Raw genomic sequence first — 14,180 nt, 5'->3', positions numbered from 1 at the left:
TTGAGTTAATCACCGCGCCAGCCACCCTCCATCGACCGGCAGCACGGCCCCGTGCACATACGCCGCCGCGTCCGACGCCAGAAACACCGCGGCGCCGCCGATGTCCGACGGCTCGCCCCAGCGGCCGGCCGGGATACGTTCCAGGATCGCCCGATAGCGTGCCTCGTCCTCGCGCAGCGCCTTGGTGTTCGAGGTGGCGATGTAGCCCGGCGCGATGGCGTTGACGTTGATGCCCTTGGCCGCCCATTCGCAGGCCAGTAGCCGCGTCAGCCCAACGATGCCGTGCTTGGAGGCCGTGTAGGAGGCGACGCGTATGCCGCCCTGGAAGGAGAGCACCGAGGCGATGTTGATGATGCGCCCGCCAGCCCCCCGCGCGAGCGCGGCCCGCCCGAAGGCCTGGGACAAAAGGAACGCCGCCTTCAGGTTGACGTCGATCACCTCGTCCCAGTCGGCTTCCTGGAAGTCCACCGCGTCGGCGCGGCGGATGATGCCGGCATTGTTGACGAGGATGTCGAGCCCCTCCCCGGCCACCTCCTCGACTTTCCCTGCGGCGGCCTTCGGGTCGGCCAGGTCGAGCGCCAGCCCCTCGGCGCTGCCTCCGAGCGAACGAATGCGCTCTACGGTTTCGTCCATGGCGGACCGGCCCGCGCAGACGACGTGCGCGCCCGCCCGGGCCAGCGCCTCGGCGATCCCTTGGCCGATGCCCGTATTGGCGCCCGTCACCAGGGCGCGGCGGCGCGAAAGGTCGAACGGCTTCACCGCATGCCTCCGATCTCCACCATCTCCACGTCCTTGTAGTCGATATTATCGCCGGCCATGGCCCAGATGAAGGTGTAGGAGGAAGTGCCGGCGCCGGAATGGATCGACCAGCTCGGCGAGATCACCGCCTGGTGGTTGGCGACCACCAGATGCCGCGTCTCCTGCGGCTCGCCCATCAGATGGAAGACCCGATGATCCTCCGCCAGATCGCGGTAAAAATAGACCTCCGAGCGGCGGTCGTGCAGATGTGCCGGCATGGTGTTCCAGATGGAACCGGTCGCGAGCCGCGTCATGCCCATGACGAGCTGGCAGGTCTCCAGAACGTCGGGGTGGATGAACTGGTAGATGACGCGCTCGTTGCTGCTTTCGGTACTGCCGAGCGCCACCTGCGCCGCATCGTCGATCCTGATGAGCCGCGTCGGGCAGGTGCGGTGCGCCGGCGCGGAGACGAGATAGAAGCGCGCGCCATCGCCCGAAAAGGAAAGCGGCCCGGCGCCCATGCCCACATAGAGCATGTCGCCGTCCGCCACCTCGTAGCTGTCGCTGCCGGCGCGGATTTCGCCTGAACCGCGCACGCAGGCGATGCCGATCTCGCGGCGGTCGAGCAGGCTCTCGGTGCCGGCCTCGGGAACATGGTCGATGGTAACCGCTCCGCCCACCGGCTCGACGCCGCCAATGATCATCCGGTCGTGGTGGGAATAGACGAGGCGCGCCTTGCCCGGCTGGAACAGGTCCTCGATGAGGAAATGCCGGCGCAGTTCCTCCGTCGTCATGGTCTTCGCGAATTCCGGGTGGATCGGGCGGCGGGTTTCCGTCGTCATGACTCCTCCTCCTGCAGTTGGCCCTCCGATCGGGGCCGAAAACGGACTTCGGCGGTCCGCTACTCCTCGCGGATCGGCTCCACCACGAAGAGACCGCCCTGATAAAAGGCCTCCGGCGCGTCCTTGGCCGGCGGCGGAGCCTTGGCGTAGACCTCGTCGCGGTAGACGGCCGAGTTGTCCTTCGGCCGCCAGCCGAGATAGCCGACATGGCTGTTGTCCCACCAGCAATCGTCGTTGTGGGATACGCCGTAGATGACCGGGCAGCCGAGCCGCGGCACGGCGAAGACGCGCTCGACCAGCGAGACGAAGTCGTCGGGGCTCAGCCACGTGGCCAGCATGCGGCGGTCGACGGGCTTCGGAAAGCACGAGCCGATGCGCACAAGGGCGGTCTCGATGCCGAAGCGGTGGTGGTACATCTGCGCCAGCCCCTCGCCGAAGTGCTTGGAGACGCCGTAAAGCGTATCGGGCCTGGGCGGTGCGGTGTGGTCGAGGTGCTGGTCCTGGCTGTAGAGCCCGATCACGTGATTGGAGCTGGCAAAGAAGATACGGTTGCAGCCATGCTTGCGGGCGGCTTCATAGAGGTGGAAGACGCCGTGGATGTTGGCGTTGGCGATGACGGAGAACTTGTCCTCCACCGACTGGCCGCCCAGATGCACGACGCCGTCGCAACCCTCGACCAGGCGTTCCACGGCGCGGGCGTCGCCAAGGTCGCATTGTACGCATTCCTCGTTCGGCCCGGCGGGGCCGATATCGGCGATGTCGGAGACGCGCAGCGTCTCGGCGAGATGGGCAAGCCTTTGGCGGGCCATCTTGCCCAGCCCGCCGCCGGCACCGGTGATGAGAAGTCGTTTCAGCATGGGTACTCTCATTGGAACAGGTTGGCCTATTGGAACAGATTGGGCAGTGTCATCGATATGGCCGGAATATACGTCGTCAAGAGCAGCGCGACGAGGATGGCCAGATAGAACGGCCAGATCGTCTTCACCGCGTCCTGTATCTTCACCCCGCCAACGGCGCAGCCGACGAACAGGCACGCCCCGACCGGCGGCGTGCACAGCCCGAGGCCAAGGTTCATCAGCAGGATGATGCCGAACTGTATTGGGTCGACGCCGATGGAGACGGCAACCGGCAGGAAGATCGGCGTGCAGATGAGGATCAGCGCCGCCATGTCCATGATCATGCCCAGCGCCAAAAGGATGAGGTTGAGCATGAGCAGGATGACGAGCGGGTCGTCGGAGACGATGGTAACCGCGCCGGCAAGCAGCTCCGGTACCCGATAGAGTGCCAGGAGATAGGCGAAGCCTGAGGCGCAGCCGACCAGGATCATCACCAGCGACGTGGTGATGACGGACCGTAGCACCGCCACCTTGAAGTTTTTCCACGTCAGTTCGCGGTAGACCAGCGTCGTCACGGCAATCGCGTAGATTGCACCGAGGGCGCCCGACTCCGTCACCGTCATGATGCCGGAGAGCACGCCGCCGACGATGATGACGGCGGTGAAGAGGCCGGGAAGGGCGACGACGAAGCTCGACGCCAACACCGCCCAGCCCGGGAAAGCCTCGCCGCCATAGCCGCGCTTCACGGCCACCAGATAGGCGGCGATGCCAAGGCACAGGCACATCAGGATGCCCGGCACGATACCGGCGATGAAGAGCCTGGAAACCGAGACGCCGCCTGCAGCGACGGCAAACAGGATCATGTTGTGGCTGGGCGGAATGACGATACCGGCAATGGAGGACGTGACCGTCACATTCACATTGTAATCAGCATCATAGCCCTTTTCCTTCATAACCGGAATCAGGATGGAGCCAAGTGCCGAGGTATCGGCCACGGCTGAGCCGGAAATGCCCCCGAAGAGCATCGAGGAGGCGACGTTGACGACGCCCAACCCGCCGCGCAGCGCGCCCACGGCCGCCGCCGCGAGACGCACGAGCCTGGCGGCAATACCGCCCTGCATCATCAATTCGCCGGCGAAGATGAAGAAGGGGATCGCCAGGAGCGAGAAGACCGAGATGCCGGAAAGGATGCGCTGGAACGCCACGAAAAGCGGCAGGCCCTCATAGAGGAAGCCGGCGACGGTGGCGATGCCGAGCGCGAAGGCCACCGGCACGCCTGCAACCATCAGGCCGAAGAAGAGGCCGAAGAGTAATGCCAAACCCATAGGGGGCAGACCTTTTGCTAGCGGCCCAATGCGCGAAGGCGGCGATAGAGGCCGGTGGAAACGAAGAGAACCATCAGAACGCCGCAGATGACGAGCGGCGCGGCGCGCCAGCTTTCCGAGAGGCCCAGAAGCGGTATCTTTCGATTGAGGTTGGTGGCGACGAGATGCCATCCCTGCCACGCCATGAAGGCGCCGAAGACGATGAGCGCCACATCGGAGATCACCTCCAGCACCCTGCGCGGCAGCCGCGGCATCGCTTCACGCACGAAGTCGATGCTGAGATGCGTGTTGCGGCGGATGCCGACCGCCGCCCCGAGAAAGGTCACGTAGGCGACGATCAGAAGCGCGGCCTGCTCGACCCAGGTGGGTGTATTGTTGAGGATGTAGCGGCCGTAGACCAGCCAGCCGAAGATCACGATGAGAATGACCAGAAGCACGCCGGCCACGCGGAGGCAGAATTCGGAAGCCGCGTCCAGAAATCGCTCGACCGTACCCCCCTCGCCCGCCGCATGGCCGGGCTGCCCCTGATCATCCTGCATCGCCTGTCTCCGTTGGCCGCCGAACGTCGGCGCCTGCGGCGCCGACGGCGTTTCTCAACCTATTCGGTTTCCTTGATCGCTTTGATCATCGGCTCAAGGTCAGGATTCTCCTCGATGAACGTGGCGTAGATCGGCTCCATCGCCTTCTGGAAAGCCGCCTTGTCCGCGACCTCGTTGATGGTCACGCCGGCTTCCTCGACCTTCTTCCGGCTAGCCATGACCTGCTCGGTGAACAGCTTGCGCTGCGTCTCGGCGGATCTGATGGCCGCCTGACGGACGATCTCCTGATCCTCCGGCGACAGCTCGTCCCAGCTCGACTTGGCGACGCAGACGCATTCAGGAATGATCAGATGATCGGTGATCGAGTAATAGCGCGCCACTTCGTAGTGGCCGGTCGAATCGAAGGACGCATAATTGTTCTCCGCCCCGTCGATCACCCCTGTCTTCAGCGACTGGTAGACTTCGCCGAAGGCCATGGGCGTGGCGTTGCCGTCAAGCTCGCCGACCATTCCCACATAGAGGTCGTTGTTCATCACCCGGATCTTGAGCCCCTTCACGTCCTCGGGCTTCGCGATGGGATGCTTGGCGTTGTAGAAGCTGCGCGAGCCTGAATCGTACCAGGCGAGCGACACCAGGCCGTACTCCTCCATACCCTTGGAAAACTGGGCTCCGATCTCGCCGTCCATCACGCGGTACATGTGCTGAACGTCCTTGAACAGGAAGGGCAGCGAGACGACGTTGGTGACGGGGATGATCGGCCCCATCGGACCCATGTTGAAATTGCCGAAATCGAGCGCACCGTTGCGCGTCTGCTCGATCGCATCGGGCTGGTCGCCCAGCACCGCACTGTCATAGACGGTCGCGTTTATCCGCCCTTCCGTTTTCTCGGTCACCTCGTCGGCGAACTGCTTCATCGCGACGGTGTTGGGATAGCCTTCCGGATGGATATTCCAGCCGCGCCAGTCTACAGCGGCCGCGGATCCGGCACCCGCAATAAGAACAGCGCCGGCTATGGTCGCGGCGCGGATCGTCGTTATCGCATTCATTTTATTCCTCCCTGTTATGATAGTTGTCATATATCCCTGGATTTTTATAATATGTCTTTGGCAGCCGCGTCAACAAGAGCGAAGCACGCAGCGCGCATTGACACGGAAGGGGCCACCGGCACAATCATGCGCCGGCATGGAAGGAGTTCGAGATGGCGGGTGGCGCTTCCAGGAATCCACGCGGAACGGAACGGCGCGAGGGCCGCATCAACCTCGTCGGCATGGTCGGCGACGATCTCAGGCGGCGCATCGTCGAGGGTGAGCTGAGCGTCGGCGAAAAGCTGCCGAGCGAGGCCGAACTGACACGGCACTACGAGGTGAGCCGCACCGTCGTGCGCGAGGCCATCGCCTCGCTGCGCTACGACAGCCTTGTCGAGGCGCGGCAGGGCGCGGGCGTGTTCGTACGCAACAACCGGCCGGCCGGCGGCTCGCCCTTCCCACAGCCGGACATGGCGCGGATTTCATCCATCATCGAAATCCTGGAGCTGCGGGCGGCAGTGGAGATGGAGGCGGCCGCCCTTGCCGCCGCCCGCCGCTCGCCGGCACAGGAAGAGGCGATCATGGAGCGCTACGACGACATCGATGCGCTGATCGCCGAGGGCAAGCCGACGCGCGATGCCGACATGGCCTTCCACTTGGCAATTGCCGACGCCACCAACAATCCGCGCTTCCGGGAGTTTCTGGAACTGCTGGGCATCAGCGCCATCCCCCGCGCCATGTTGCAGCCGGACGCCGACGCCGCGACGCCGAAGGATTATCTCCTGAAGATCCAGGAGGAGCACAGGCGCATCGCCGAGGCGATCTCCCTGCGCGACGAGGAGGCGGCACGCCAGGCCGTGCGCGTCCACCTGATCGGCAGCCAGCAGCGTTACCGGTCGCGGCTCCGGCCGCAGGTGTGATGTCCCCCCGGGCGTCATCCCGGAAAGCCGAAGGCTTGTCCGGGACCCATTCCGTGACTCGTCCACCTTCCGGAATGGGTCCCGGACAGCCTCCGCTTCGCTCCGACTTCCGGGATGACGCGCGCGCGTGTGTGAGGATGAGAGAGGGCCGGCACCCCCTTCTTGCCCACAACAACATGTCATACATACATTGACACATGTATGATAACTCTTATGATCGTTGCCGTAGCCTCCAAGCATAGGAAAGCCTCAACACCATGGACCCCCTTCAACTGAAGTCGGCGCTCGGGGCCGGCCTTTTGTCATTCCCCGTCACCGCCTTCGACGCAAACGGCAATTTCAACAAGCGCCCCTATCAGGAGCATATTTCCTGGCTGTCCGGCTTCAAGGCGAGCGTGCTTTTTGCCGCCGGCGGCACGGGCGAGTTCTTCTCGCTGGCGCCCGATGAGATGCCCGCCGTCGTCGAGGCGGCAAAGGCGGCGGCGGGCGACACGCCCATCGTTTCGGGCTGCGGCTACGGCACGCGCATGGCGGTGGAGATCGCCAAGGCGGCCGAAGCGGCGGGCGCCGACGGCATTCTGCTTTTGCCGCAATATCTGATCGAGGCCAGCCAGGAAGGGCTTTACCGGCATGTGAAGGCGGTTTGCGAGGCGGTTTCCATCGGCGTCATCGTCTATAACCGCAACAACGCCATCCTCCAGCCCGACGCGGTGGCGCGGCTTTGCGAGGAGTGCCCCAACCTCGTCGGCTTCAAGGACGGCTCGGGCGACATCGGCCTGGTGCGGCAGATCACGGCAAAGATGGGCGACAGGCTGACCTACCTCGGCGGCATGCCGACGGCCGAACTTTTCGCCGAGGCCTATCTCGGCGCCGGCTTTTCCACCTATTCGTCGGCCGTCTTCAACTTCGTGCCGGCGCTGGCACAGGAATTCTACGCGGCGCTCCGTGCCGGCAGGCAGGACGTCACGCTACGCATCCTCAACGAATTCTTCTATCCTTTCATGAAGATCCGCGACCGCGCACCGGGCTACGCCGTCTCCGCCATCAAGGCCGGCGTGCGTATCGTCGGCTTCGATGCAGGCCCCGTGCGCCCGCCGCTCACGGACCTGACGGAGGAGGAAGCGGCCATGCTCGAAAACCTGGTAGCGCCGTACAAGTCATGAAGATAACGCAGGTCCATACCCATATCCTCGAACACAGGCTCGACCGCGTCTTCGAAAGCGCCTCCATGCGCTTCGACCGGCGGCAGCACTGCCTCGTCGAGATCGTCTGCGACGACGGCACCATCGGCTGGGGCGAGTGCCTTGGCCCGGCCCTCCCCAACGCCGCGGTGGTGAAGGCCTATACGGCAGCCCTCATCGGCCGCGACCCGCTGGAGACGGAGAAGATCTGGCTGGAGCTCTACAACCTCCTGCGCGATCAGGGTCAGCGCGGGCTCACGGTCACCGCGCTTTCGGGCATCGACATCGCGCTCTGGGATATCAAGGGCAAGCATTTCGGCGTGCCCATTTCTGTGCTTCTGGGCGCCCGCTTCCGCGAGAGCGTGCGCGCCTACGCCACCGGCTCCTTCCGCACCGAGGGCGTGGACCGCGTGGAAAGCGTTGCCGCGGAAGTTGCGGGCTACCGCAAGGAAGGCTTCCACGCCGTCAAGATCAAGATCGGCTTCGGCGTGGAGGAGGATCTGCACGTTATCGCAGCCGTGCGAGAAGCCATCGGCCCGGACCTGCGGCTGATGATCGACGCCAACCACGGCTACGACGCCCTTGAGGCGGTCCAGCTTGGCGAGCGGGCCGATCAGTACGGCATCGACTGGTTCGAGGAGCCGGTGCTGCCCGAACAGCTTGGTGCCTACCGCGCCGTCAGGGCCGGCCAACCCATCCCCGTCGCCGGCGGCGAGACGTGGCATGGCCGCTACGGCATGCTTGAGCCCATCGAAAGCCGTTGCGTCGACATCGTCCAGCCGGATATCTGCGGCACCGGCGGCTTCACCGAGATGCGCCGCATCGCCGATCTCGCGGCCATCCACGGCGTACGCCTGGTGCCGCATGTCTGGGGCACGGCGGTGCAGATCGCCGCCAGCCTGCAGTTCATGGCCGCCCTTCCGCCAAACCCGCCGCGGCCTGAACCGATCGAGCCCATCCTGGAGTTCGACCGCACGGAGAACCCGTTCCGCCAGGCCGTGGTGAAGACGCCGCTGGAGCATGAGAACGGCCTCGTGCGCATTCCCGACGGCCCCGGCCTCGGCATCGAGATCGAGCGCGACGCGCTCAAGGAATTCGCGTTGAAAGAGGGCTGAGGTGATCGAACGCAAATATTCGGGCGAAAAGCCCAGGACGCCGATGCCGGCGGGCGCCACCGACACGCAGATGCACATGTACCTGCCGGGTTTCCCTGCGCTGCCCGGCGGGCCGGACCTGCCCGAGGGCCTTCCAGGCCCCGACGACTACCGCAAGGTGATGGAATGGCTCGGTATCGAGCGCGTCGTCATCACCCAGGGCAACGCGCACCAGGCGGACAATGCATGCCTCGTCGCCTGCCTCAAGGAGATGGGCCCGGTATCGCGCGGCGTCGCCGTCATCACCGGCGAGACGTCGGACGCCGAGATGGAAGCGCTGCATGCGGCCGGCGTACGCGGGGCGCGCATCATGGACCTGCCGGGCGGCGCGGTCGGGCTTAAGGCGCTGGAAGCCGTCGATAAGCGCGCCAAAGCCTTCGGCTGGTGCCTTGCCGTACAGTTCGACGGCACCCACCTGCTCGAGCATCTGCCGAGGCTCGAACGCCTCGAAAGCCGCTACATCATCGATCACCATGGCAAGTTCTTCTCCGGCGCAACACCGCAGTCGCCCGAGATCGACGCCCTGAAACACCTCGTCGACCGCGGCAATTGCTGGTTCAAGTTCGCCGGCTGCTACGAATCCTCCCGCTCCGGCCCGCCGGACTTCGAGGACATCGCCGCCGTCGCCCGAAAGATGGCGGCCTACGCGCCCGAGCGCATCATCTGGGGCACCAACTGGCCGCACAACCTCGTCAAGCGGACGGAGGACTATCCGGACGACGCCGCGCTGCTCGACACGGTGCTCGGCTGGGTGCCGGCGGAGCATCACCGAAAGGTGCTGGTGGAGAGCCCGGCAGCGCTGTTCGGGTTCTAGCCCGCGTTTCTCTCCTCTATACGCCCCAACGGAAGGGGCGGGGCCCCTTCGCGCGCCCCTCTGTCCTGCCGGACATCTCCCTCACACGGGGGAGATTGGCTTTTGCGTATGGTTTCGCCAATCGACAAGGTTGCAGAACACGTGCCGGAGCAAGCGGCCGGCCAATCTCCCCCTCGTGGAGGAGATGTCCGGCAGGACAGAGGGGGGCGTGAAGGGGTGTCGCCGTTTCCGCACGAACGGGAACTACACCGGTGCCAACGCCCGCGCCTCGCCGCCCCTCAGGAACTCCAGAACCATCGCCGCCGTCCAGGTGAACTGACCGCCGCCGCAGGGCTCGCCCGTCAACGGATCGTAGTATTCGGCGAAGCCGCCCTTCTCGATCAGTTGCAGGCTGGAGGCGCGGATCGTTTCCGCCACCGCGTCCATGCCGGCGGCCGCCAGGCCGTCGGAGACTAGGTAGTTGACGATGAGCCACGCCGGGCCCCGCCAGTAGCGCTTGGCGTCGAAGCGCGAGTCGGCGGGGTCGTGGCTCGGCACGACATAGCGGCAGCGCTTGGCGATCTCCATGATGCGCGCGCCGATAGCGCCGGCGCGGGCCTCCGGAATGGCGGCGAAAACGGCGATCAGCCCGCCCACGGAGGGGCTGTCGATCAGGCCGTCCGTCGTCCGGTCGAGACACAGATACTGGCCATGCCTCTCGCTCCACAGTCTCTCCAGCGCCGCAAGCCCCTTCTCGGCGCGCGCGCGGTTGGCGCGGGCGATGTCCGCCGCCCCCAGTTCATCCGCAAGCGCTGCAAGATCGGTACAGGAGCGGATGAGGATGGCATTGAAGCCCGGATCGACAACGCGGAACGGCGACAGGTCGTGCAGCACCCCGTTGTTCCAGTCATGGCGGCGGAAATGCTCGAGCAGCCAGAGGTAGCGGTCGTATTGCTCCTTGGTCGGCCGGTGGGCGGGGTCGGCATGGTCGACGTCGCGCCGCCGGTAGGGCGCGATGCCCTCGCCCGGCACGCGCTGAAACGGCTCGTCCCAGTCGATCGCGTTGTCGCGGCCCGATTCCCAGGGGTGGATGATCGCCACCAGTCCCTCGCCTCTCGGGTCGCGCGCCGAGCACAGGAACGCGTGCCAGCGGTCGATCTTCTCCACCAGCGCGCGCACGCGCGCCGCATTCGCCGCCTTGTCCTTCGACCGCTCGTAGATGCGCCGCGCGGTGAAGCCGGCCACCGCCGGCTGGGTGATGCCGGAGGTCGGCACGGGCCGTCCCGTCCGCCAGACGTCGGGGCCGGGGAAATAGCCCTCGTCCTCCTGATGGAAGACGATATGCGGCACCATGCCGTCCGGCCATTGATGGGCGAACAGGGTCTCCATCTCACGCCAGGCGCGGTCCTCGTCGAAGGCGGCGAAGCCGAGCGCGGTGAGGCAGGAGTCCCAGTTCCATTGGAAGGGGTAGAGGCCCTTCGTCGGCACCGTATAGGCGCCGCGGTCGTTCTCACGCAGGATCTGCGATGCTTGGCCCGCCAAGCGGGCATGTTCGTTGGGTGTCATGGGAGGATGTTTTCTAGTGGGAGGTAAGGTTGATGAAATGGAGAGGGAAGCGCTCCGTCGCGCGCCCCTCTGCCCTGCCGGGCATCTCCCCCACAAGGGGGGAGATTTGCCGTCGCGCCTGCTTTCGCTAATCGCCAACGTTGCAAAACGAGCGCCGGAGCAGGCGGCCGGCGCAATCTCCCCCCTCGTGGGGGAGATGTCCGGCAGGACAGAGGGGGGCGTGAAGGGGCGCGGCATCTCCAAGCGGGCATGATGATTGCGCTCTAGTGCGGTTGCAGCGACTGCTCAGTCTCCGGGTCGAACCAGCGGATGCGGTCGGGCGTCGGCGCCAGCTTCACCGTGTCGCCGCGCGAAAGCACGATGTCGCTTTCGAGCACGGCGCGGAAGAGATGGCCTTCCACGTCGCAGGTCACCAGCACATGCGGCCCCAGCGGCTCGACCACGCGCACCTCGGCCGGAAGGCCGCTCTCGGCGTGGGAGAGGTCCTCCGGACGGATGGCGAAGGCGATCTCCTCGCGCTCGGCCTTCGGGCCCTCGAAGGTGACCCCCGCCACGCGCCACGCGCCGTTGTCGGCTTTTCTGGCCGGGAGGAAGTTCATCGGCGGGTTGCCGATGAAGGAGCCGACGAAGCGCGCGGCGGGGTTCCTGTAGACCTCGATGGGGCGCTCGGCCTGGACGATCAGGCCCTTGTCCATGACCGCGATGCGGTCGGCAAGGCTCATCGCCTCCACCTGGTCGTGGGTGACGTAGATGGTCGTCGTCTTGCTCTCGGCGAGCACGCCCTTGAGTTCGGCACGCATCTCCAGCCTGAGGAGCGCGTCGAGATTGGACAAGGGCTCGTCCATCAGGATGACGTCGGGCTCCATGGCGAGTGCCCGCGCCACGGCCACGCGCTGGCGCTGACCGCCGGAAAGCTGGCCGGAATAGCGCTTCAGGAGCTGCCCGATATGCATGAGCTCGGCCGTGCGGGTGACACGGCGATCGATTTCCACCTGCGGCAGCTTCTTCATGCGAAGGCCGAAGGCGATGTTTTCGAACACGGTGAGATGCGGGAAGACCGCGTAGTTCTGGAACACCATGGCGATGCCGCGCTGGCGCGGCGGCAGGTGGTCGACACGCCTTCCGCCGATCCACACCTCGCCCTGCGTGGGCGTCTCGAGCCCGGCAATGATGCGCAGCAGCGTGGTCTTGCCGCAGCCGGACGCGCCGAGCAGCACCATGAACTCTTGGTCGGCCACGGTAAGGTCCACCGAGTGAAGGGCGGTGAAGTCGCCGAATTGCTTGGCGACCTGTTTGATGGAGATTTCGGCCATGGTTCTGTCTCTCCCTATAGGTTGGAAATGCCCCGCGCTCCCGCCGTCATCCCGGAAGCCGGAGGCTGTCCGGGATCCATTCCGTGACACGGCCATGTGCCGGAATGGGTCCCGGACAACCGCCTTTCGCTTTGCTCAAGCCGGCTTCCGGGATGACGGCGCGGGGGCTTTCCAGCATGACGCCGAAGGCGCGGGCAGGACATTCGTTCGTTCTCATCGGTTCGCAATCCCCCACATCGCGAAGAGATATTTTCGCACTGCGAAGATGAAGATCAGCGCCGGCACCACCAGCACGGCGCCGCCGGCGAATTTGAGGTGCAGCGGCGAAACGTCGAGGTTTTGCAGCAGGAATGCCGTCAGCGTCCGGTTCTCGATGGTCAGCACCGCCGCGGCAAACACCTCGTTCCAGGAAATGACGAAGGCGAAAACCGCCGAGGCGGCGATCCCTGGAAGCACCAGCGGCAGCACCACCTTGCGGAACGCCTGGACGCGGGTGCAGCCGAGCGTCCACGCCGCCTCCTCCAGCTCCACGGGAATGCCGGAGAACAGCGAGAAGGTGATGAGAACGGCGAAGGGAAGCGCCAGCGTCGTGTGCACCAGCGCCAGTCCGAGGGCCGTGTCGTCGAGCCCGGTGCGGATGAACAGCACTGCCAGCGGCAGGGCGAGCAACGGCAGCGGGAAGGCACGCGTCATCAAGACCATGATGCGGAAGACGCCCTTGCCGCGGAACTCGAAGCGCGACAGCGCGTAGCCCGCCGGCGCCCCAAGGCCGATCGAGAGCGCCATGGTGATGCAGGCCACAAGGATGGAGTTGAAGAGCGCCTTGGCAACGCCGGCAAAGCCCATGAAGAAGGCAATGCTGTCGGTCTCGAAGCCAGGCACGAAGCTCTTCGGGAAGGCGTTCACCTGGTCCGGCGAGGACAGCGCGTTGACCACCAACAGATAGATCGGGGCCAGCACCCAGGCGCACAGGATGATGATCGTCGCGGCGAAGACCAACCGTCCGCGCTTGCGGATATCGGCGGTGGCCGCAACGGTTTCCGTGGCGGTGACGGCAGTCATACCTGCGCCTCCTTCGGTACGCGCAGCGTGCGCAGGAAGACCAGGGTGAAGGCGATGGAGATGGCCAGGATCACCAGCGCATAGGCTGCGGCCACATGCCTGTCCTGCAGGGCGAACTGCCATTGATAGGTCTCGCCCATCAAGACCGGCAGGTTGGTGCCGCCAAGGGCGGCCACCACCGCGAACACCTCGAAGGCGAGGATGGTGCGCAGGATGAGCGCGGTCTGGATGCTGGGCCTCAGCAACGGAAGCGTGATGCGCACGAAGCGCTTCCACGGCCCGGCGCCGAAGACCTCGGCCGCCTCGTAGTATTCCTTGGGGATGAGCCCCATGCCGGCCACCAGGATGACCAGCACGATGGCCGTGGCGCGCCACAGTTCGGCCAGCACGACGGCCAGGAAGATGGTCGCCTTGTCCTGGTAGCCGAGCCAGGTGACAGGCTGATTGATGACGCCGAGGCTCGACAGGATGCTGTTCAGGAAGCCCGTCTGCTCGAAGATGGCGAGCCAGATGATGCCGGCGGCGAGGTCCGAGATGCCGAGCGGGATGGTCCAGATATAGAGGATGACGTCGCGGCCGGCCCCCATGCGCGTCACCAGCGTCGCCATGAACAGCGCCAGCGCGAGTTGCACCGGCACCACCGCCAGCGCCAGAAGCATTGTGTTCCAGAAGGCGGTGGAGAACTTCCAGTGCCCGGCCATGGTGCGGAAGTGCTCAAGCGTCAGCGCGCCGTCCTGCGAGATCGCCTGCCAGGCGACCAGCAGGAAAGGATAGATGAAGAACACGCACAGGAAGAGCGTTGCCGGCAGAAGCAGCAGATAGGGAAGTGTGCGCTGTTGCATCTTTCCGTTCCTCTGGTCGGGCCGCCAGCATGCGAGTGCCGGCC

At 65.5% G+C, this 14,180-nt stretch carries 14 protein-coding genes; 4 read left to right on the top strand and 10 right to left on the bottom strand.

Going from position 1 to position 14,180, the window contains the following annotated elements:
• Positions 1-9: 9 nt before the first annotated feature.
• The 6 genes from kduD to GM910_RS10465 are packed head-to-tail and all read right to left on the bottom strand — an operon-like array spanning position 10 to position 5,326.
• Positions 10-759 (bottom strand): 2-dehydro-3-deoxy-D-gluconate 5-dehydrogenase KduD, encoded by a 750-nt coding sequence (gene kduD / locus GM910_RS10490; RefSeq protein ID WP_159587457.1) that lies wholly within the window; start codon positions 757-759, stop codon positions 10-12.
• Complete coding sequence (kduI, locus tag GM910_RS10485) at positions 756-1,580, bottom strand: 5-dehydro-4-deoxy-D-glucuronate isomerase (protein ID WP_159587456.1); 825 nt, start codon at positions 1,578-1,580, stop codon at positions 756-758. Before kduI ends, kduD begins: the two co-directional genes overlap by 4 nt.
• 59 nt (positions 1,581-1,639) lie before the next feature.
• Positions 1,640-2,434, bottom strand: a complete 795-nt coding sequence (locus GM910_RS10480) for an NAD-dependent epimerase/dehydratase family protein (RefSeq protein WP_159587518.1) — start codon at positions 2,432-2,434, stop codon at positions 1,640-1,642.
• A gap of 29 nt (positions 2,435-2,463) precedes the next feature.
• Positions 2,464-3,741: a TRAP transporter large permease gene (locus GM910_RS10475; RefSeq protein WP_159587455.1), complete on the bottom strand. Its 1,278-nt coding sequence runs from the start codon at positions 3,739-3,741 to the stop codon at positions 2,464-2,466.
• Positions 3,742-3,758: 17 nt separating this feature from the next.
• Entirely contained in the window at positions 3,759-4,280 is a 522-nt protein-coding gene (locus tag GM910_RS10470; protein WP_159587454.1) for a TRAP transporter small permease, read from the bottom strand.
• A 59-nt stretch (positions 4,281-4,339) separates the two neighbouring features.
• A complete protein-coding gene (locus GM910_RS10465) occupies positions 4,340-5,326 on the bottom strand; it encodes a TRAP transporter substrate-binding protein (protein WP_159587453.1) in 987 nt (328 codons plus the stop codon).
• A gap of 152 nt (positions 5,327-5,478) precedes the next feature.
• Here GM910_RS10465 and GM910_RS10460 point away from each other — a divergent pair, with 152 nt between their 5' ends.
• The 4 genes from GM910_RS10460 to GM910_RS10445 all read left to right on the top strand — a co-directional run bounded on the left by GM910_RS10460 (position 5,479) and on the right by GM910_RS10445 (position 9,374).
• Positions 5,479-6,225 carry a FadR/GntR family transcriptional regulator gene (locus GM910_RS10460; RefSeq protein WP_159587452.1) on the top strand — a complete coding sequence of 249 codons (747 nt, stop codon included), beginning with the start codon at positions 5,479-5,481 and terminating at the stop codon, positions 6,223-6,225.
• A 257-nt stretch (positions 6,226-6,482) separates the two neighbouring features.
• The gene (gene kdgD / locus GM910_RS10455) at positions 6,483-7,388 is read left to right on the top strand and encodes a 5-dehydro-4-deoxyglucarate dehydratase (protein WP_159587451.1); all 906 of its coding nucleotides are present in this window, start codon (positions 6,483-6,485) and stop codon (positions 7,386-7,388) included.
• The gene (locus GM910_RS10450) at positions 7,385-8,521 is read left to right on the top strand and encodes a mandelate racemase/muconate lactonizing enzyme family protein (protein WP_159587450.1); all 1,137 of its coding nucleotides are present in this window, start codon (positions 7,385-7,387) and stop codon (positions 8,519-8,521) included. Before kdgD ends, GM910_RS10450 begins: the two co-directional genes overlap by 4 nt.
• A 1-nt stretch (position 8,522) precedes the next feature.
• The gene (locus GM910_RS10445) at positions 8,523-9,374 is read left to right on the top strand and encodes an amidohydrolase family protein (RefSeq protein ID WP_159587449.1); all 852 of its coding nucleotides are present in this window, start codon (positions 8,523-8,525) and stop codon (positions 9,372-9,374) included.
• A 243-nt stretch (positions 9,375-9,617) separates the two neighbouring features.
• Here the strand turns inward: GM910_RS10445 and GM910_RS10440 are convergent, their stop codons facing one another.
• The 4 genes from GM910_RS10440 to GM910_RS10425 all read right to left on the bottom strand — a co-directional run bounded on the left by GM910_RS10440 (position 9,618) and on the right by GM910_RS10425 (position 14,136).
• Positions 9,618-10,919 carry an amylo-alpha-1,6-glucosidase gene (locus GM910_RS10440; protein WP_159587448.1) on the bottom strand — a complete coding sequence of 434 codons (1,302 nt, stop codon included), beginning with the start codon at positions 10,917-10,919 and terminating at the stop codon, positions 9,618-9,620.
• Between the two features lie 263 nt (positions 10,920-11,182).
• The gene (locus GM910_RS10435) at positions 11,183-12,232 is read right to left on the bottom strand and encodes an ABC transporter ATP-binding protein (protein WP_159587447.1); all 1,050 of its coding nucleotides are present in this window, start codon (positions 12,230-12,232) and stop codon (positions 11,183-11,185) included.
• Between the two features lie 213 nt (positions 12,233-12,445).
• The gene (locus GM910_RS10430; protein WP_159587446.1) at positions 12,446-13,294 is read right to left on the bottom strand and encodes a carbohydrate ABC transporter permease; all 849 of its coding nucleotides are present in this window, start codon (positions 13,292-13,294) and stop codon (positions 12,446-12,448) included.
• The gene (locus GM910_RS10425; RefSeq protein ID WP_159587445.1) at positions 13,291-14,136 is read right to left on the bottom strand and encodes a carbohydrate ABC transporter permease; all 846 of its coding nucleotides are present in this window, start codon (positions 14,134-14,136) and stop codon (positions 13,291-13,293) included. The genes GM910_RS10430 and GM910_RS10425 overlap by 4 nt, the downstream gene beginning before the upstream one ends.
• Positions 14,137-14,180: the final 44 nt, after the last annotated feature.

It is taken from the genome of Chelativorans xinjiangensis (genome assembly GCF_009812055.1).
Lineage (GTDB): Bacteria > Pseudomonadota > Alphaproteobacteria > Rhizobiales > Rhizobiaceae > Chelativorans > Chelativorans xinjiangense.
This window is presented reverse-complemented; position numbering and strand designations above follow the sequence as displayed.